This window comes from Tissierella creatinophila DSM 6911 (assembly GCF_001940565.1).
Classification (GTDB): domain Bacteria; phylum Bacillota; class Clostridia; order Tissierellales; family Tissierellaceae; genus Tissierella_A; species Tissierella_A creatinophila.
In genome coordinates, this window is the sequence record NZ_LTDM01000009.1 from 22,127 (window position 1) to 37,912 (window position 15,786).

18 protein-coding genes are annotated in these 15,786 nt (G+C 29.5%); all 18 read left to right on the forward strand.

The genetic code is table 11. From position 1 onward, the window contains the following. The first annotated feature begins 108 nt into the window (after positions 1-108). The 18 genes from TICRE_RS03280 to rpmA all read left to right on the forward strand — a co-directional run bounded on the left by TICRE_RS03280 (position 109) and on the right by rpmA (position 15,679). Positions 109-489, forward strand: a complete 381-nt coding sequence (locus tag TICRE_RS03280) for a NusG domain II-containing protein (protein WP_075725102.1) — start codon at positions 109-111, stop codon at positions 487-489. Positions 490-501: 12 nt separating this feature from the next. Next, a complete protein-coding gene (locus TICRE_RS03285; protein WP_075725104.1) occupies positions 502-1,011 on the forward strand; it encodes a Gx transporter family protein in 510 nt (169 codons plus the stop codon). A 24-nt stretch (positions 1,012-1,035) separates the two neighbouring features. After that, positions 1,036-1,626: a Maf family protein gene (locus TICRE_RS03290; RefSeq protein WP_075725106.1), complete on the forward strand. Its 591-nt coding sequence runs from the start codon at positions 1,036-1,038 to the stop codon at positions 1,624-1,626. Between the two features lie 8 nt (positions 1,627-1,634). After that, positions 1,635-2,342, forward strand: a complete 708-nt coding sequence (radC, locus tag TICRE_RS03295) for a RadC family protein (RefSeq protein WP_075725109.1) — start codon at positions 1,635-1,637, stop codon at positions 2,340-2,342. 21 nt (positions 2,343-2,363) lie between these two features. Beyond that, positions 2,364-3,395 (forward strand): rod shape-determining protein, encoded by a 1,032-nt coding sequence (locus TICRE_RS03300; RefSeq protein ID WP_075725112.1) that lies wholly within the window; start codon positions 2,364-2,366, stop codon positions 3,393-3,395. 12 nt (positions 3,396-3,407) lie between these two features. Next, positions 3,408-4,244 (forward strand): rod shape-determining protein MreC, encoded by an 837-nt coding sequence (mreC, locus tag TICRE_RS03305; protein ID WP_075725114.1) that lies wholly within the window; start codon positions 3,408-3,410, stop codon positions 4,242-4,244. Between the two features lie 14 nt (positions 4,245-4,258). Continuing rightward, positions 4,259-4,756: a rod shape-determining protein MreD gene (mreD, locus tag TICRE_RS03310; RefSeq protein WP_075725116.1), complete on the forward strand. Its 498-nt coding sequence runs from the start codon at positions 4,259-4,261 to the stop codon at positions 4,754-4,756. 15 nt (positions 4,757-4,771) lie between these two features. Continuing rightward, positions 4,772-8,116 carry a penicillin-binding transpeptidase domain-containing protein gene (locus TICRE_RS03315; protein ID WP_075725118.1) on the forward strand — a complete coding sequence of 1,115 codons (3,345 nt, stop codon included), beginning with the start codon at positions 4,772-4,774 and terminating at the stop codon, positions 8,114-8,116. A 111-nt stretch (positions 8,117-8,227) separates the two neighbouring features. Continuing rightward, complete coding sequence (gene minC / locus TICRE_RS03320) at positions 8,228-8,890, forward strand: septum site-determining protein MinC (protein ID WP_158016401.1); 663 nt, start codon at positions 8,228-8,230, stop codon at positions 8,888-8,890. Positions 8,891-8,930: 40 nt separating this feature from the next. Beyond that, positions 8,931-9,743: a septum site-determining protein MinD gene (gene minD / locus TICRE_RS03325; RefSeq protein ID WP_075725122.1), complete on the forward strand. Its 813-nt coding sequence runs from the start codon at positions 8,931-8,933 to the stop codon at positions 9,741-9,743. A 10-nt stretch (positions 9,744-9,753) separates the two neighbouring features. After that, positions 9,754-10,035 (forward strand): cell division topological specificity factor MinE, encoded by a 282-nt coding sequence (gene minE / locus TICRE_RS03330; protein ID WP_075725124.1) that lies wholly within the window; start codon positions 9,754-9,756, stop codon positions 10,033-10,035. A gap of 79 nt (positions 10,036-10,114) precedes the next feature. Further along, positions 10,115-10,756, forward strand: a complete 642-nt coding sequence (locus tag TICRE_RS03335) for a M23 family metallopeptidase (RefSeq protein ID WP_075725126.1) — start codon at positions 10,115-10,117, stop codon at positions 10,754-10,756. A 103-nt stretch (positions 10,757-10,859) separates the two neighbouring features. Next, positions 10,860-12,707, forward strand: a complete 1,848-nt coding sequence (locus tag TICRE_RS03340; protein ID WP_075725128.1) for a TIGR03960 family B12-binding radical SAM protein — start codon at positions 10,860-10,862, stop codon at positions 12,705-12,707. Next, the gene (locus tag TICRE_RS03345; protein WP_075725130.1) at positions 12,697-13,365 is read left to right on the forward strand and encodes a TIGR03936 family radical SAM-associated protein; all 669 of its coding nucleotides are present in this window, start codon (positions 12,697-12,699) and stop codon (positions 13,363-13,365) included. The genes TICRE_RS03340 and TICRE_RS03345 overlap by 11 nt, the downstream gene beginning before the upstream one ends. Positions 13,366-13,376: 11 nt before the next feature. After that, a complete protein-coding gene (locus tag TICRE_RS03350) occupies positions 13,377-14,603 on the forward strand; it encodes an Rne/Rng family ribonuclease (protein ID WP_075725132.1) in 1,227 nt (408 codons plus the stop codon). 118 nt (positions 14,604-14,721) lie between these two features. Further along, on the forward strand, positions 14,722-15,033 hold the full coding sequence (gene rplU, locus TICRE_RS03355; protein WP_075725134.1) for a 50S ribosomal protein L21: 312 nt from the start codon (positions 14,722-14,724) through the stop codon (positions 15,031-15,033). Between the two features lie 2 nt (positions 15,034-15,035). Next, entirely contained in the window at positions 15,036-15,389 is a 354-nt protein-coding gene (locus TICRE_RS03360; protein WP_075725136.1) for a ribosomal-processing cysteine protease Prp, read from the forward strand. After that, entirely contained in the window at positions 15,386-15,679 is a 294-nt protein-coding gene (gene rpmA / locus TICRE_RS03365) for a 50S ribosomal protein L27 (protein ID WP_075725138.1), read from the forward strand. Before TICRE_RS03360 ends, rpmA begins: the two co-directional genes overlap by 4 nt. The last annotated feature ends 107 nt before the right edge of the window (positions 15,680-15,786 follow it).

Below are 15,786 nucleotides of genomic sequence, written 5' to 3' on the forward strand. Positions count from 1 at the left end.
TATATGGATTCTATCAGTTTTTTATTAATTTGTAACTTGTAAAAAAAAAATATAAATGGTAAACTATATAAGTAGAAATGTAAAAACTCAATCTAGAGGATGTTTAAAATGACAAAAGGTGATAAAGTTTTAATAGTTGTTGTTGTGATTTTAACATTGCTTTCTTTAGGATTTATAAAAAGACAAGCTTTTTCTAACGAAAATAAATTTGTAAGTATTCAAGTAAATGGTAAAGAAATAAAAAAGGTAATATTCGACAAAAAAATCATAGGAAAAAAAATCCCTATTCAAAGCAAATATGGATTTAATCTAATAGAAATTGATGATGAAAAAGTTAGAGTCATAGAAGCAGATTGCCCAGATAAAATTGATGTAAAACAAGGATATATTTCGAAGATAGGAGAAACTATTATCTGTTTACCCAATAGGATGGTGGTGGAAATAAAAGGTGTTAAAAAGGGCGATGCTATAGACATTATGAATCACTAGGAAGAGATAAATATGAAAAGATTAAATAAAAGTATATTTTTATCTATATTAGTTTCTATTGGACTTGCACTTAGTATATTGGAATCATCTATTCCTTTGCCCATTACAATTCCTGGAGCAAGACTTGGCTTATCTAATATGGTGGTACTAATTACATTAATAATGTTTGGTTTTAGGGAAGGCTTAGTTGTTTCTAGTCTAAAAAGTATTGTTCTAATGCTTATAACAGGAAGTATTTCAAGTTTTATATATAGTTTTTCTGGAGCTATTATTAGTTGTATTGGTATGTATGTAGTATATGAATATTTCTCTAGAGTTTTTAGTCTTATAGGAGTTAGTATATTTGGAGCTCTCTTTCATAACTTTGCTCAAGTAACTATCGCAAGTTTTATGATGAACAATATGAGAATATATACATATCTACCTTTTTTAATGATAACTAGTATTTTTACAGGATACTTTGTGGGACTATCTTCAACATTTATAATAAAAAACTTAAAAAAGGTTTTAATATTTTATTAAAAAATAAAAGAGAAGGAAACTTAAATGAATGATATAATACTTGCATCAACTTCTAAAAGAAGAGAAGAAATTTTAAAAAGATATAATTTTCAGTTTAGAATTATAAAAGGTGATATAGTAGAAATAATTAATAAAAAGGATTCGCCTGAAGAACTAGTAATGTCACTTGCTTTTAGAAAGGCTTATAGTGCCGCTAAAGATAATCCAAAATCTATAGTTATAGGTGCAGATACGGTGGTGGTCTATAAAGATGAAATACTTTCTAAACCTAAAAATAGTGAAGATGCTTTTAGAATGCTTAGTCTTTTAAATGGTAAAACCCATGAAGTTATAACAGGGATAAGTATTTTAAATATAGAGTCAAATGAAAAGATAGTAGACTTTGAAAAAACAAAAGTAAAGTTTAGAGACTTAGATAAAAACACTATAGATACTTATATTGCTACTAAAGAACCCTTTGATAAGGCTGGGTCTTATGGTATTCAGGATATAGGAGCACTCTTAGTTGAAGGAATAGAGGGGTGTTATTTAAATGTAGTGGGCTTGCCTTTAGTAAAATTAGATAAACTACTCAATAAATTTTTTGACATAAGTATTATAAATATGAATAAGTAGGTGTTTATATGGATAATGCAGTTGATTTTGAGAAAAAGTATACTTTGAAAGAGCTGCCCGTAAGTGAAAGACCCAGAGAAAAGCTTATGAACTATGGAGTAGAGAGACTCTCAAATGCAGAACTTATAGCTATTATCATAAGGACAGGTCATAAAGATGATACAGCTCTAGATGTAGCCAATCGAATACTTAGTATGGATGAAAAAGGGCTTAGTCATTTAACTAGTATTTCGTTAAAACAACTTACTAAGATTAAAGGTATAGGAGTTTGTAAAGCTTCGCAAATACTTGCAAGTGTAGAAATTGGAAAGAGGATTAAGAGATGGTCAGCTGAAGAAAAAATAAAAGTTAGTTCGCCTGATATATTAGTAAATCTCATATCAGATGAAATGAGATTTTTAAATAAAGAACATTTTAATATAGCTATCTTAGATACTAAAAATCAAATAATAGCTATAGAAAACATATCTATAGGAACTTTAAATGCATCAATAGTTCACCCGAGAGATGTTTTTCATGCTGCAATAAATAGAAGTGCCAACTCAATTATTTTGATACATAATCACCCAAGTGGAGATCCTTCTCCAAGTGATGAAGATATAAATATAACATCTAGGCTTGTAGAGGCGGGAGATTTAATTGGTATAAAAGTATTAGATCATATAATAATTGGGGATAATAGATATGTCAGTTTCAAGGAAAAAAATTTAATTTGAAAGTATGGAAGGAGAAAATAAATGGGATTTTTCAGTTTTTTTAATAAGGATATGGGGATTGATTTAGGTACGGCAAATACACTAGTATATGTAAAAGGTAGAGAAATAGTAACTCGTGAACCATCAGTAGTAGCTATCCAGACTACAAATAATCAAGTGCTTGCAGTAGGTGAAGAGGCAAAGCGAATGATAGGTAGAACACCTGGTAATATAGTGGCTATAAGGCCTTTAAAAGATGGAGTTATAGCTGATTTTGATGTAACGCAGAGCATGCTAAAGCATTTTATAAAATCTGCATATAAGAGAAGATCTTTATTTCAACCTAGAGTTGTAGTATGTGTGCCAAGTGGGGTAACTGAGGTAGAAAAAAGAGCGGTAGAAGAAGCAGCTATTCATGCTGGAGCAAGAGAAGCCTATTTAATAGAAGAACCTATGGCAGCAGCTATTGGCGCAGGCTTACCAGTTCACGAGCCCACAGGAAGTTTGATTGTAGATATAGGAGGAGGAACCACTGAAGTAGCAGTTATTTCTCTAGGTGGAATCGTAACTAGTAAATCTATAAGAGTAGGTGGAGATGAACTAGATGAATCTATTGTAAACTATATTAAAAAAGAATATAGTTTAATGATAGGAGAGAGGACAGCTGAGGAAATAAAAATAAATATAGGTTCTGCTGATGGAGGAACTGAAAAGAAAATGATGGATATAAGAGGACGAGATCTTATAAGTGGTCTACCTAAAACTATAGAAGTAAGTTCGCTTGAAATATATGAGGCTTTAAAAGAACCAGTTTATAGCATAGTGGAAGCTATCAAAACAACATTAGAGAAAACTCCTCCAGAGCTTGCATCAGATATAATTGAACAAGGAATCATGCTTACAGGTGGTGGTGCTTTGCTTGATGGTATAGATAGAGTAATAATGGAAGAAACAGGTATGCCAGTTAGAATTGCAGATGATCCACTTGATTGTGTAGCGATTGGAACAGGGCTTGCTTTAGACAATATAGAAGTTCTTAAAAAAACTCTTTATAGTACTAAAAAATTAAGATAATAGGTGATTTAGATGTATTTTTTTAAGAAATACAAAAATAAAATGATAGTAACTTTGGTTACTATCATTCTAATTATTACAGTTGGAATTACTAATAAAAGAAATAGCGATATAACAGGTGCTGAAAATTTCCTTGGCAATATATTTAGTCCCGTAAATAAATTTTTTTATAGTATTGGAAACAAGGTTTCTCATTCATTTGGTAATGTAGGGGATTTATTTACTTTACAGGAAGAAAAAGAAAAATTACAAACAGAAGTTTTAAGACTTGAGGATGAAAACAGAAAACTTGAAAACATTATAAGCAAATCTGACTTTCTTAAGGCCGAAGCTGAACTCTTAAAAACCACTGATAGAAATCTTATGAGTGCAGAGATAATAAGTAAAGAACCAGGAAATTGGTATAATAAATTTACAATAGATAAAGGAAAAAAAGATGGAATAAAAAAAGACACTATAATAATTCAAGGTATAAAATTAGAAGATGGAGTTATTCATGAAGGACTTGTTGGAAGAGTAACAAAGGTGGGGGATAATTCATCCAAGGTTTCTGCTATAATAGATGAAGAAAACAGTATATCCTTTAAAGTTATAAGAACCCAAGATGGAGGCATTGTTAAGGGAAGCATTGATAGCGATATGGAAGGATTTTTGTTTGATAGAAAAGCAGATGTAATTGTGGGTGACCAATTATATACTTCGGGACTAGGCAAGGCTTATGAAAAAGATTTATATATAGGAGAAGTAGAAGATGTAGTACAATTAGAAGAAGAACTTATGAAAAAAATTATTGTAAAACCTGCTATTGATTTTAAAAAGATATATAAGGTCTTTGCAATAATAGAGTGATATGGGGGATATAATTGCAAATTATTATCATGAGTATAATTATTATAGTAAATTTAATATTGCAAGGTAGCATACTACCTTTTTTTAGCTTCTTAGTATTTCTTCCTAATACAGCATTAGTTTCTGTTGTTATAATATCCATATTGAAAGGTAAATATTATGGAGCTTTTTTTGGGCTTTTTATGGGTCTTTTTCAAGATTTACTCTTTGGCGAGGCTATTGGAGTGCATGCTCTTATATATTTTTTAATAGGATATGCAGTAGGAGTCTTACAGACTTCTCTTAATAATGAAAATACATTTATTCCAATTATTTTTTCAGGAATAAGCACTATTTTTTATAATCTAATGTATTTTTTAATAATATATTTCCTATCTAAAAATATTTCTTTAGATTCAGCAGTTAAAAGAATATTTTCTATTGAAATCTTATATAATTCTATTTTAGCTATTATAGTTTATAGAAGCTTATTCAAATTGTTTCGTACTCGTTCTCTTAAATTTGGAAGGTAATAAAGGTGATAAAAGATGGATTTTAAGGATAAAATGAAAAATAGATTTAATATAATAATGGCAGTAATTATATTTATGATATCTGTACTCTCTATAAGGCTTGCTATAATGACCATAGCCCAAGGGGACTATTATAGAGATATATCGGATAATAAGATAATAAAAGATGTATATAAAGCACCTATTAGAGGTGAGATAAAAGATGTAAATGGTAAGCTCTTGGCTGGAAACAGACCCTCATTTACAGTCCAAATGTTAAAAGATGAGGTAAATAAGTTAAAAAAAGAAGAAAAAAACAAAGTATTTCTAACTTTAATCAGACTATTAGAAGAAGATGGTGCACCATATATAGATGATTTTCCGATAGAACTTAATATACTTAAATATAAAGATGAAGAAGATTATGATGGAGAATTTTATAATCCTATAGATAAAGTTATAGATACAATTGTAGAAAAGCGACTTTTAAGCGATGTTTTAAACTTATACTATGTTGATGATTCTTATGAAGAGCATTATAAATATATTGTATTTAATAGGGCTATAAGTGCTTTAAAAGATAAAGGCATTGAAATACCAGTACTTACAGATATAAAAGATGGAAATCTTGAGATTAAATTTAATGAAGATAAGGATATAGAAAGTTTTAAAAAAGAATATGCACTTAGTAAGGGTGATACTCCTATTAGCTCAGTTTTAAGACTAATAGAAGATGATAAAGCAGTTATAAGAAAGATAATAGATCATTCACTTTCTCGAAAGCTCGTATATGATTTACTCAAAAGTAAAGGTTTAGAGGGCAATTTAATATTAGATGATTATTCTATTTTATTTGAAGAAGAATATATAAGTCAAAAGAGAGAATTGATGAAGATTTTTCCAGAGATAACAAAAGATTCTTCAGCTGAGGAAGACTTTATAAATATATTTTATGATACTTCTATAAAAAACTTTTTAGAAGCAAGCTTTAAAAAAGAAACTAGGGGGAATAAAGAAACATTTATATACCCAGGAAAAATCCTTTTAGATTTTATAAAACAAGAAAAATTAAATATACCTGTAGAGATAAGTATATCAAAAGATAATGTTGTAAGTTATAACTATACTGGAAAAGATGATTTAAAAGATACTACAACTATAGATTTTCTTATAGAAAACATTAAAGGGACAAAAGCTTTTAAAAGCTTTATGACAGATGATGTGATAAGACCTTTAGCACAAAAACAACTTTTAAAAGATGAAATAAATCCTAAGATATCTATATCAAAGAAATATGAATATGTAAGTCTAAATAATCTTAAAAAATTTTATTCAGATAATAATATTCCAAATAAAAGTAGTGTAAAAGAAGCCTTTAATCATTTAAAGAAAAAATATGAGATAGATAAGTCTCTAAGCAAGTATGAAGCAAGGGGTATCTTTGTAATGTATAATCAACTTATAAAACAGGGCTATTTAGCATACCAACCTATATATATAAGTTATGGAATAAAAGAATCAACGGTTGCGAAGATAGAAGAAAATATGATGAATACTAATGGAATCAATATAAGTATAGAACCGGTAAGATATTATCCAGAAGGTCAAGTAGCAGCCCATATTTTAGGATATATGGGAAAGATAAGTCAACCTTCTGAAATAAAAGAATATGTAGAAGAGAAAAAATATTCTCCGAGTAGCTTGATAGGGAAAACGGGGATTGAACAAAGTTTTGAAGATAATCTAAAAGGAAAAGGTGGAATTAAAAAAGTTGAAGTAGATTCTGCTGGTAACAGTACTCATACTATTGAGGAAGAAAAGTCAAAACCCGGAGATAATATATATTTAAGTCTTGATTTAGATCTTCAAAAAACTGCTGAAGAGTCTTTAGAAAAAACTTTAAGAGAACTTCAAAGGGGAGGAACTTATACGAGTAAGTGGGGAAACTTTAAGTTTGGAACCAATAAAAGCAAAGGAAGACCGTATAAAAATGCCACATCAGGGGCGGTAGTTGCCATAGATGTTAAAACTGGAAAAGTCTTAGCAAGTGCAAGTTATCCATCATATGATCCAAACCTATTTTCAACAGGTATAAACAGTACGGACTGGAACAGCTTATTTCCAGAAAATGAAGAAGATCTATTGGCACCACGACCCCTTTATAATATTGCAACTCAAACAGCAGTTTCTCCAGGTTCTACCTTTAAAATGGTAACAGGGCTTACTGCTATTGAAAAAGGTTTTAGTCCAAATAAAACTATAAGGGACATGGGGGTAGTAGACATAGGCAATAAAACATTTAACTGTCTTCTTTGGACAACTAGTAGAAGAACTCATGGAAATGAAAATCTATACGATGCTCTTAGAGATTCTTGTAACTATTATTTTTATACACTTGCTATGGGAAGAAATCAAAAGACAGGTGAGAATATAGGAGTTAAAATAGATATAGATGAGATTGTCGAAATGAGTAAGAAATTTGGGTTAAATGAAAAAACAGGCATAGAAATAAAGATCCCTGCCGAATCCTCTGGATCAGTTCCAAATCCAAAGAGGAAAACAGAAAATACTAAGGTGATGCTAAAATCACTTTTAAATAGAGAGATTGAAAAAACATTTAAAAAAGGTTATAAATATACAGAAGAAGATAAGGAAGTAGCTATAGAAGAAATAATATCTTGGCTAGAAATGGAAGATACTTTATCTTATCCAGAAGTCATAAAGAGGCTAAATAGTCTTAATATAGAACCAGAAGCACTAATAAAGACTTCTAATACTAGGGAAGAACCACTAGCTAGTGCTATAAAATTTACTTATATAAATTTTGCTGGTTGGAATATACAAGATACTTTACGTGCTACAATAGGGCAAGGACAAAACGCATATACTCCAATGCAGGTAGCTAATTATGTTGCTACTTTAGCTAATGGGGGATATAAGCATAAGCTTACTCTTATAGATAGTATTAAAAATTACAATAACACTGAGTCCAAATATGAATATAAAGAAAACTCAGAGAGAGTAGAATTAAATAACTATGAGAATTTAGAAGAAGTAAAAAAAGGAATGCTTAAGGTGACTAAAGAAGGGGCTTACAGGGCAATATTTAATAAGTTTCCAGTTGATGTAGCAGGTAAAACTGGAACTGCTGAAAATGATAGTATAAACCCAGTTACAAAGGAAACCTATGATGATTTTTCTTGGTTTGTGGCTTTTGCTCCTTATGATGATCCTCAAATTGCTATAGCTACTGTACTTTTTCAAGGTGGTAGTGGTGGATATTCAGCTCCTATGACTAGAGATATAATAGCGCAGTATTTGGGATTGAATGAAGATGAAAAAGAAGAAGATGTTCCATATGAAAATTCACTTAAAAGATAATTTTAAAAATATCCACTAATTATGTCAAAATAAATATTCAATAGTTTATAGGAAATTATGATTATTTATAGTATAATAATAAAAGTGGTATATAGAGGAGGATTATTACTATTGGCTAATCCAATTATTAAATTTAAAGGAGTGGATGAAGGATTACTTATTAGTATAGATGACTCTAATATAGAAACTATAAAAGAAGAGTTAGATAAAAAGATAAGTGAAACCTCTAAGTTTTATCAAGGAATTAAATTTTTAGGAGTAGAGAGCAAACATTTAACAAGAGATGAAGTTCTTGATTTAAATTTACTACTTAAATATAAATATGAGCTTGATATAAGCTTAAAAGATATATTTAATGATTTACTTCATCCTTCTACAGAAAAAAACAATAAAAAAGATTATAAACCTTTAGAAAGCTTTATAGATGAGGTTCAAGGAGAGATGACCAAGTTTATATATGGAACGCTAAGATCCGGTCAAGAAATAGAATATGAAGGCCATATTGTAATTGTAGGAGATGTAAATCCAGGTGCTCTTATAAAAGCAAATGGAAATGTAGTGATCCTAGGTAATTTAAGAGGAGTAGTTTATGCAGGACTTGGAGGAAATAGAGATTCTATTATTGCTGCATATAAATTGCTTGCAACTCAGCTTAGAATATGTGATGTTATAGGTAGAGCTCCTGATGAAAATGAGTTTCATTATAAGGTGCCAGAAGTTGTTAAGCTTATAGATGGAAAACTAGTAATCGAGCCATATTTGCCCAATAGATAAAGAAACTAAAAGCATTTATTTAAAAGAGGGAGGAAAATATATGCAAAATGAAAAGGGAGGGACTTCTATAGTTATTACCTCTGGAAAAGGAGGAGTAGGAAAGACTACCACAAGTGCTAACATTGGTACGGCACTTGCTATGTTAGATAAATCAGTTGTTGTTGTAGATGCTGATATTGGACTTAGAAATTTAGATGTAGTTATGGGACTTGAAAATAGGATAGTATATGATATAGTTGATGTAGTGCAAAAAAACTGTAGATTAAAACAGGGTCTTATAAGAGATAAAAGATTTAATAATTTGTATTTACTTCCCGCAGCTCAAACAAAGGACAAGTCTGCTATAGAACCAAAGCAGATGATAGAGCTTGTAGATGAACTAAAGAAGGAATTTGACTATATAATTATAGATTCACCTGCTGGAATAGAACAAGGATTCCAGTATTCTATAGCTGCTGCTGATCATGCAATTATAGTTACAACACCTGAGATTTCAGCTGTGAGAGATGCAGATAGAGTTATTGGTCTACTAGAAGCAAAAGGAGTAGAAGGTCCTCGTCTAATTGTAAACCGTATAAGAACTGATATGGTAAAAAGAGGAGATATGATGAATATAGATGATATCTCAGATATACTTGCGATAGATTTAATAGGGGTAGTACCTGATGATGAAGAAATTGTAATTTCTACAAATAAAGGTGAACCTGCAGTTATAGGAGGAAATTCTTTAGCTGGTAAGGCATATATGAATATTGCAAAACGTTTAATAGGGGAAGATATAGCATTATTAAACTTAGAAATAGATGAAGAGAGTAAATTTAGTAAGATAATGAAATTGTTATTTGGGAAATAGGAGGGATACTTTGGAATTTCTAAAGATATTTGGGAAAAAGAAAGAACAAAGCAAGAACGTAGCAAAAGAAAGACTTAAACTAGTATTAGTTCATGACAGATCTGATTTATCACCTAAGTTTTTAGATATGATAAAAACTGATATTATAAGAGTGATTTCAGAATATGCCGATATTGATGAGGAAGGATTGGATATCAAAATAACTAAAATGAAAAAAGATAACAATACAACACCAGTATCAGCACTTATTGCTAATATTCCTATCATCAAGGTAAAAGACGGATCTAAATAACTTAATTGTTCCTAAATATTTTTGTTTTTAGAATAAGACCTACCTTATTATAATAGATATATATAAGGAAGGTGATAATATGAAAACGAAAATAAAAAAACATTTAAATAATCTAAATATCAATAGATTAAAAACTTTAAAGCCAGTGTTTTATAAAATCATTTTCAGCTTAGTAGTTATATTGTGTGTCTTAACTTTTAAAGCATTAAATTTTAAGTCCACAAAATGGGTTTTAAGTAAGATAAAGTATACTATAGAGTATGAAACTGATTTAAGAAGTAGTGGGAAAGAAGTTTATAGAAAAGTACAGGGATTAGTAAAAGATTCAAAAAATGTACTTACAGTGTTTAATTTAGATTCTAAAGTAAAGTATCCTTTACCAATAAAAGGTGAATTATATAGAAGTTATGAAAAGGATATAAATGAAGGAATAGATATTAAATCAACTGATGAAAATGATCCTAAGTCTATTATAACAGGAAGAGTTAAAGATATATATTTACAAGAAAAACAGGGGTATTTTGTAATTATAGAACAAGAAAAGATGGAGATAACTTATGGATATCTTTCAAAATCATATGTTTCTAAGGGGGATAGTATTGATACTGAGACTCCCATAGGAAGCCTTGGAACAAATAAAGATGGAAATAAATATCTCAGAATTGAATTAAAAGTAGATGGAAGATATAAAAATCCATTAGATTATATAGATGTAAAATAATGAACCTTAATTCTAAATTAAGGTTCATTATTTTGTTTATTTCTTTATCGACTATTTTTATAGAAAGTGATAATATATTAAGGAAGGGTAAAAGGTGATTTTGATGATAAATAAAGATAAATTAGATAGAGTTTTAAAAAAAGTTGATAGGCCAGCTAGATATATAGGGATGGAAATAAATTCTGTTAAGAAAGATTTTAAAGATGCAAAAGTAAAATTCGTTTTTTCATATCCTGATATATATGAAGTTGGAATGAGCCATTTGGGATTACATATTCTTTATAATTTGATAAATGATAGAGAAGACTATCTTTGTGAGAGGGTCTTTTGTCCATGGACAGATATGGAAAAAGCTATGAGAGAGGAAAAACTTCCCCTATATAGTTTAGAAAGTAAAGAAGAGATAATAAATTTTGATTTTTTAGGATTTACTCTTCAATATGAAATGAGTTATACCAATATACTTAATATGTTAGATTTAGCCCATATTCCTTTTTTATCTAAGGATAGAGATGAAGATTTTCCTCTTATAATAGGAGGAGGTCCTTGTGCATTCAATCCAGAGCCTTTAGCAGATTTTTTTGATTTGTTTTTAATAGGAGAAGGGGAAGAGAGAACTCTTGATATCATAGATATTTATAAAGAACATAGAGAAAAAGGTTACGATAAAGACGAGTTTTTAAAGACTATCTCTAGGCTAGAGGGAGTATATGTACCAAAGTTTTATACTACAGATTACAATGAAGATGGAACAATAAAATCAATGACAGCTATAGAAGGAGCACCCTCTATAGTGAAAAAAAATAGAGTAAGAGATATTGAAAATATGTACTATCATGAAAAGATGATAATTCCATATATAGAAACAGTTCATGATAGAGTAGTTTTTGAACTATTTAGAGGATGTACGAGGGGATGTAGATTTTGCCAGGCTGGTATGATATATAGACCAATTAGAGAAAGATCTCCTCAAAAATTAAAAGAAATAGCAGCAAAAATAGTAGAGAATACTGGATATGAGAACATATCACTTTCCTCTCTTAGCTCATGTGATTACTCACAACTTGAGTTTTTAATAAAAGATTTGGTAAATGAATTTGAAGAAAAAAAGGTAGGAGTTACTCTTCCTTCACTAAGACTTGATTCATTTAGTATAGATATTTTAAAAGAATTAGAAAAGGTAAGAAAAAGTGGTTTAACATTTGCTCCAGAAGCTGGGAGTCAAAGGCTTAGAGATGTTATAAATAAAGGTGTAGATGAAGAAGACCTTATAAAAGCTGTAAGCTATGCATTTAAAGAGGGCTGGTCTAAAATAAAACTATACTTTATGATAGGACTTCCAACTGAAACAGATAATGATTTAATTGGAATAAAAGAACTATCATATTTGGTAAAAGAATTGTTCTTTAATAGACCTAAAGAAGAAATAAGAGGAAGTTTTAAACTTACATCAAGTGCTTCTTGCTTTGTGCCTAAAGCTTTTACTCCATTTCAATGGATAGGACAAGATTCTATTGAAGAATTTAAAAGAAAGATAATGCTTGTAAAAGATAGTATAAAAGATAGAAAGATTACATTTAACTATCACAATCCAGAGGTAAGTTACATGGAAGCTATATTTGCTCGGGGAGATAGAAGACTTTCTGCAACTTTGATAAGAGCTTTTGAAAAGGGATGTAAATTTGATGGTTGGGGTGAACACTTCAAATTTGAGACTTGGCTTGAAGCTCTAGCAGAAACAGATATTGATGGAGATTTTTATGCTTTAAGAAAGAGAGAGTTAGATGAAAAACTCCCTTGGGATTTTATAGACTGTGGGGTTAGTAAAAAATATTTAATAAAAGAATATAAAAGAGCGATAATAGGTGAGCTTACTGATGATTGTAGAGATAATTGTAATGTATGTGGAATAGATAATTGCGAGATGAGAGGTGTTAAAAGTGAAATTTAGAATAAAGTTTAATAAAAAGAACTATTTAAAATATATTTCACATTTAGATCTTATGAGGCTTTTTGAAAGAACCTTTAATAGGATAGATGCCCCTATAGAGTATTCGCAAGGGTTTAACCCTAAACCTAAAATATCTATAGCAAGTCCACTATCTCTTGGAATAGAAAGCGAAGAAGAATGGATGGATATCGAACTTTTAGAAAAAGTAGATGAGAAAGACTTTATAAAAAATGTTAATAGTATACTTCCTAGTGATATACAGATACTAGAAACTGAGTATATAGAGGACAATACTCCTATAGCTGCTTTAATAAATTGGTCAGTATATGAAATATATTTTTTATTGTTAGAAGATAAGAAAAAAATTGAACTTGAAAATATAATTGAAGATTGGTTAAAGCAAGAAGAAATACTTATTGAAAGATATAGAAAAAAGGGAAGAAATAAAATACTTGTTACAGAAAATATAATAGAACTTATGAAAGATATAGAATTAAAGAGTTTAAAAAATAATGAGGTTGTATTGAAAGGAAAGTTAAAAATAGGAGAAAGTGGAACTTTAAGACCTAGAGATTTTATAAATGCATTTATAGCAGATAATAATTTAAATATAGACATTGATAGTATAAGTTTTAAAAGAATCTCACAAATAATATAAGGGAGAGATTTATGAACCATATTTTTATAGATTCAGATGAAGAAAAAAATTATATAGCAATAGTAGAAGATGAAATATTGGTAGAATATTTTGTTGAAGAAAAAACTCAAAAAAAGACACTAGGTAACATATATAGAGGTAGAGTTGAAAATGTTTTAAGAGGTATGCAGGCAGCTTTTGTAAATATAGGAGAAGGGAAAAATGCGTATCTTTATTTAACTGATGCTTTAAATCATGAAGAAAAGTTTTCGGATAAAAAGCATTCTATTGAAGATATACTAAAAATAGGTGATGAAGTAATAGTTCAAGTTATAAAGGAGCCTTTAGGCAATAAAGGGTCAAAGATAAGTACTAATTTAACATTTACGGGTAGATATATAGTGCTTACTCCTTCTCAAAAGGGAATAAATATTTCAAAAAAGATAAAAAATAGTGAAGAAATAGAAAGACTTAAACAAATAGGAAAGAGTTTTGAAAAAGATGATGTGGGAGTTATTTTCAGAACAGTTTCTAATGGAATAAATGAAGAAACGATTTTAGAAGAATACAGTACACTTTTAAGTTCGTATAAAAAAGTAGAGGGACAAAGAAATTTTCTTCCAACTCCAAAACTTATATATAGGGAAACGGATTTAATTCAAAAGATAGTTATAGATAATTTTAATGAAAAAGATTATAAAATAACTGTAAGTAGCAAAGAAGTATATGAAAAATTATTAGAATTAGAAGAGAGTTTAAATGTACCTATAAAAGAAAAAGTCACCTTAGATTTAGACTTTGATTTTAAATATGATAATACTATACAAAAGGGATTAAAAATAGCACTTTCAAGAAATGTTAAATTAAAAAGTGGGGGAACCATAGTCATAGATTCTACTGAAGCTTTAACAGCTATAGATGTAAATACTCATAAATATGTTGGTGCTTTATCACTAGATGATACTATATTAAAAACTAATTTAGAAGCAGCAGAAGAAATAGCAAAGCAACTAAGGCTTAGAAATATAGGAGGAATTATAATACTAGATTTTATAGATATGAAATCTAGTAAGGATATAGATAGATTAATGAATACATTGGAAGGATGTTTTTCTAAAGATAAAAACAAACCATATATAGTAGATATAACAAAGCTTGGTCTTATAGAAGTTACAAGAAAAAAGGAGAGACCTACATTGGAATCAGAAATTTTAAGTAAATGCCCTACTTGTGAAGGTCGAGGAAGAATAAAAAAATAATTTGTTGACAACCCCTTTTAGATTTGATAGAATATTAAGGTATGAAGCCGCTCAGTGTGGGTCTTAAGTGAAATTCACCTAACATTGGCGAGACTTGGTTAGAGGAGGTGCCGTCATAATGTATGCTGTTATAGAAACAGGTGGAAAGCAATATAGAGTACAAGAAGGAGATGTTCTTTTTGTAGAAAAATTAGACGCAAACGAAGGAGATACTATAAACTTTGATAAAGTTCTTCTTATGTCTAAAGATGGTGATGTAGTTGCTGGTAAGCCATATGTAGAAAATGCTAAAGTAGAAGCTAGTGTTTTAGAACAAGGAAAAGCTAAGAAAATTATAGTTTTCAAGTATAAAGCTAAGAAAAACTATAGAAAGAAAAAAGGACATCGTCAACCATTTACTAAAGTAAAAGTTGGAGCGATTGTTGGTTAATTATGATTAAAATTAAGTTATTTAGCGATTCTTTGGGAAACATCAAAAGTTATGATATAAAGGGCCATGCAAACTTTGCTCCGTTTGGAGAAGATATAGTATGTGCTGCAATTTCTGTATTATCTCAGACAACACTTATGGGACTTGTAGAAGTTTTACAATTACAAAGAAATGAAATTTTTTATAAAATAGATGAGGATACTGGATACTTAAATGTAGAATTAAAGAATGTAAAAAATGAGAGAGTTTTAGAGAAGACTCAAATACTTTTGCAAACTTTTAAACTGGGAATTGAATCAATTCGGGAAAATTATCCTGGAAACGTAAAAATAGAGTACAGGAGGTGCGATAGATGATTAAATTGAATTTACAATTATTTGCTTCTAAAAAAGGAGTAGGTAGCTCAAGAAACGGTAGAGATAGTGAATCAAAAAGATTAGGTGTTAAAAGAGGAGACGGCCAATTCGTTTTATCAGGAAATATCCTAGTAAGACAAAGAGGAACTAAAATCCATCCTGGCACTAATGTAGGTAAAGGAAGCGACGATACTTTATTTGCTACTACAGATGGAGTAGTTAAATTTGAAAGATTAGGCAAGGATAGAAAAAAGGTTAGTGTATATCCTGCTGCAGAAGAGTTAGCATAAAATAAGCTTACCTAATGGTAAGCTTATTTTTTTAAATTTATTTAATAAAGATTAGATAATAGTGAGATACTATTTATAGACTGGGTAAAAGATAAAGATATAAGTAT

Coding starts and splice junctions, on each gene's coding strand:
- TICRE_RS03340 (WP_075725128.1), top strand. CDS start 10,860: ATGATAAATAAAGATAAATTAGATAGAGTTTTAAAAAAAGTTGATAGG.
- radC (WP_075725109.1), top strand. CDS start 1,635: ATGGATAATGCAGTTGATTTTGAGAAAAAGTATACTTTGAAAGAGCTG.
- TICRE_RS03285 (WP_075725104.1), top strand. CDS start 502: ATGAAAAGATTAAATAAAAGTATATTTTTATCTATATTAGTTTCTATT.
- mreC (WP_075725114.1), top strand. CDS start 3,408: ATGTATTTTTTTAAGAAATACAAAAATAAAATGATAGTAACTTTGGTT.
- TICRE_RS03335 (WP_075725126.1), top strand. CDS start 10,115: ATGAAAACGAAAATAAAAAAACATTTAAATAATCTAAATATCAATAGA.
- TICRE_RS03315 (WP_075725118.1), top strand. CDS start 4,772: ATGGATTTTAAGGATAAAATGAAAAATAGATTTAATATAATAATGGCA.
- TICRE_RS03290 (WP_075725106.1), top strand. CDS start 1,036: ATGAATGATATAATACTTGCATCAACTTCTAAAAGAAGAGAAGAAATT.
- rplU (WP_075725134.1), top strand. CDS start 14,722: ATGTATGCTGTTATAGAAACAGGTGGAAAGCAATATAGAGTACAAGAA.
- TICRE_RS03300 (WP_075725112.1), top strand. CDS start 2,364: ATGGGATTTTTCAGTTTTTTTAATAAGGATATGGGGATTGATTTAGGT.
- TICRE_RS03350 (WP_075725132.1), top strand. CDS start 13,377: ATGAACCATATTTTTATAGATTCAGATGAAGAAAAAAATTATATAGCA.
- minD (WP_075725122.1), top strand. CDS start 8,931: ATGCAAAATGAAAAGGGAGGGACTTCTATAGTTATTACCTCTGGAAAA.
- rpmA (WP_075725138.1), top strand. CDS start 15,386: ATGATTAAATTGAATTTACAATTATTTGCTTCTAAAAAAGGAGTAGGT.
- TICRE_RS03360 (WP_075725136.1), top strand. CDS start 15,036: ATGATTAAAATTAAGTTATTTAGCGATTCTTTGGGAAACATCAAAAGT.
- TICRE_RS03280 (WP_075725102.1), top strand. CDS start 109: ATGACAAAAGGTGATAAAGTTTTAATAGTTGTTGTTGTGATTTTAACA.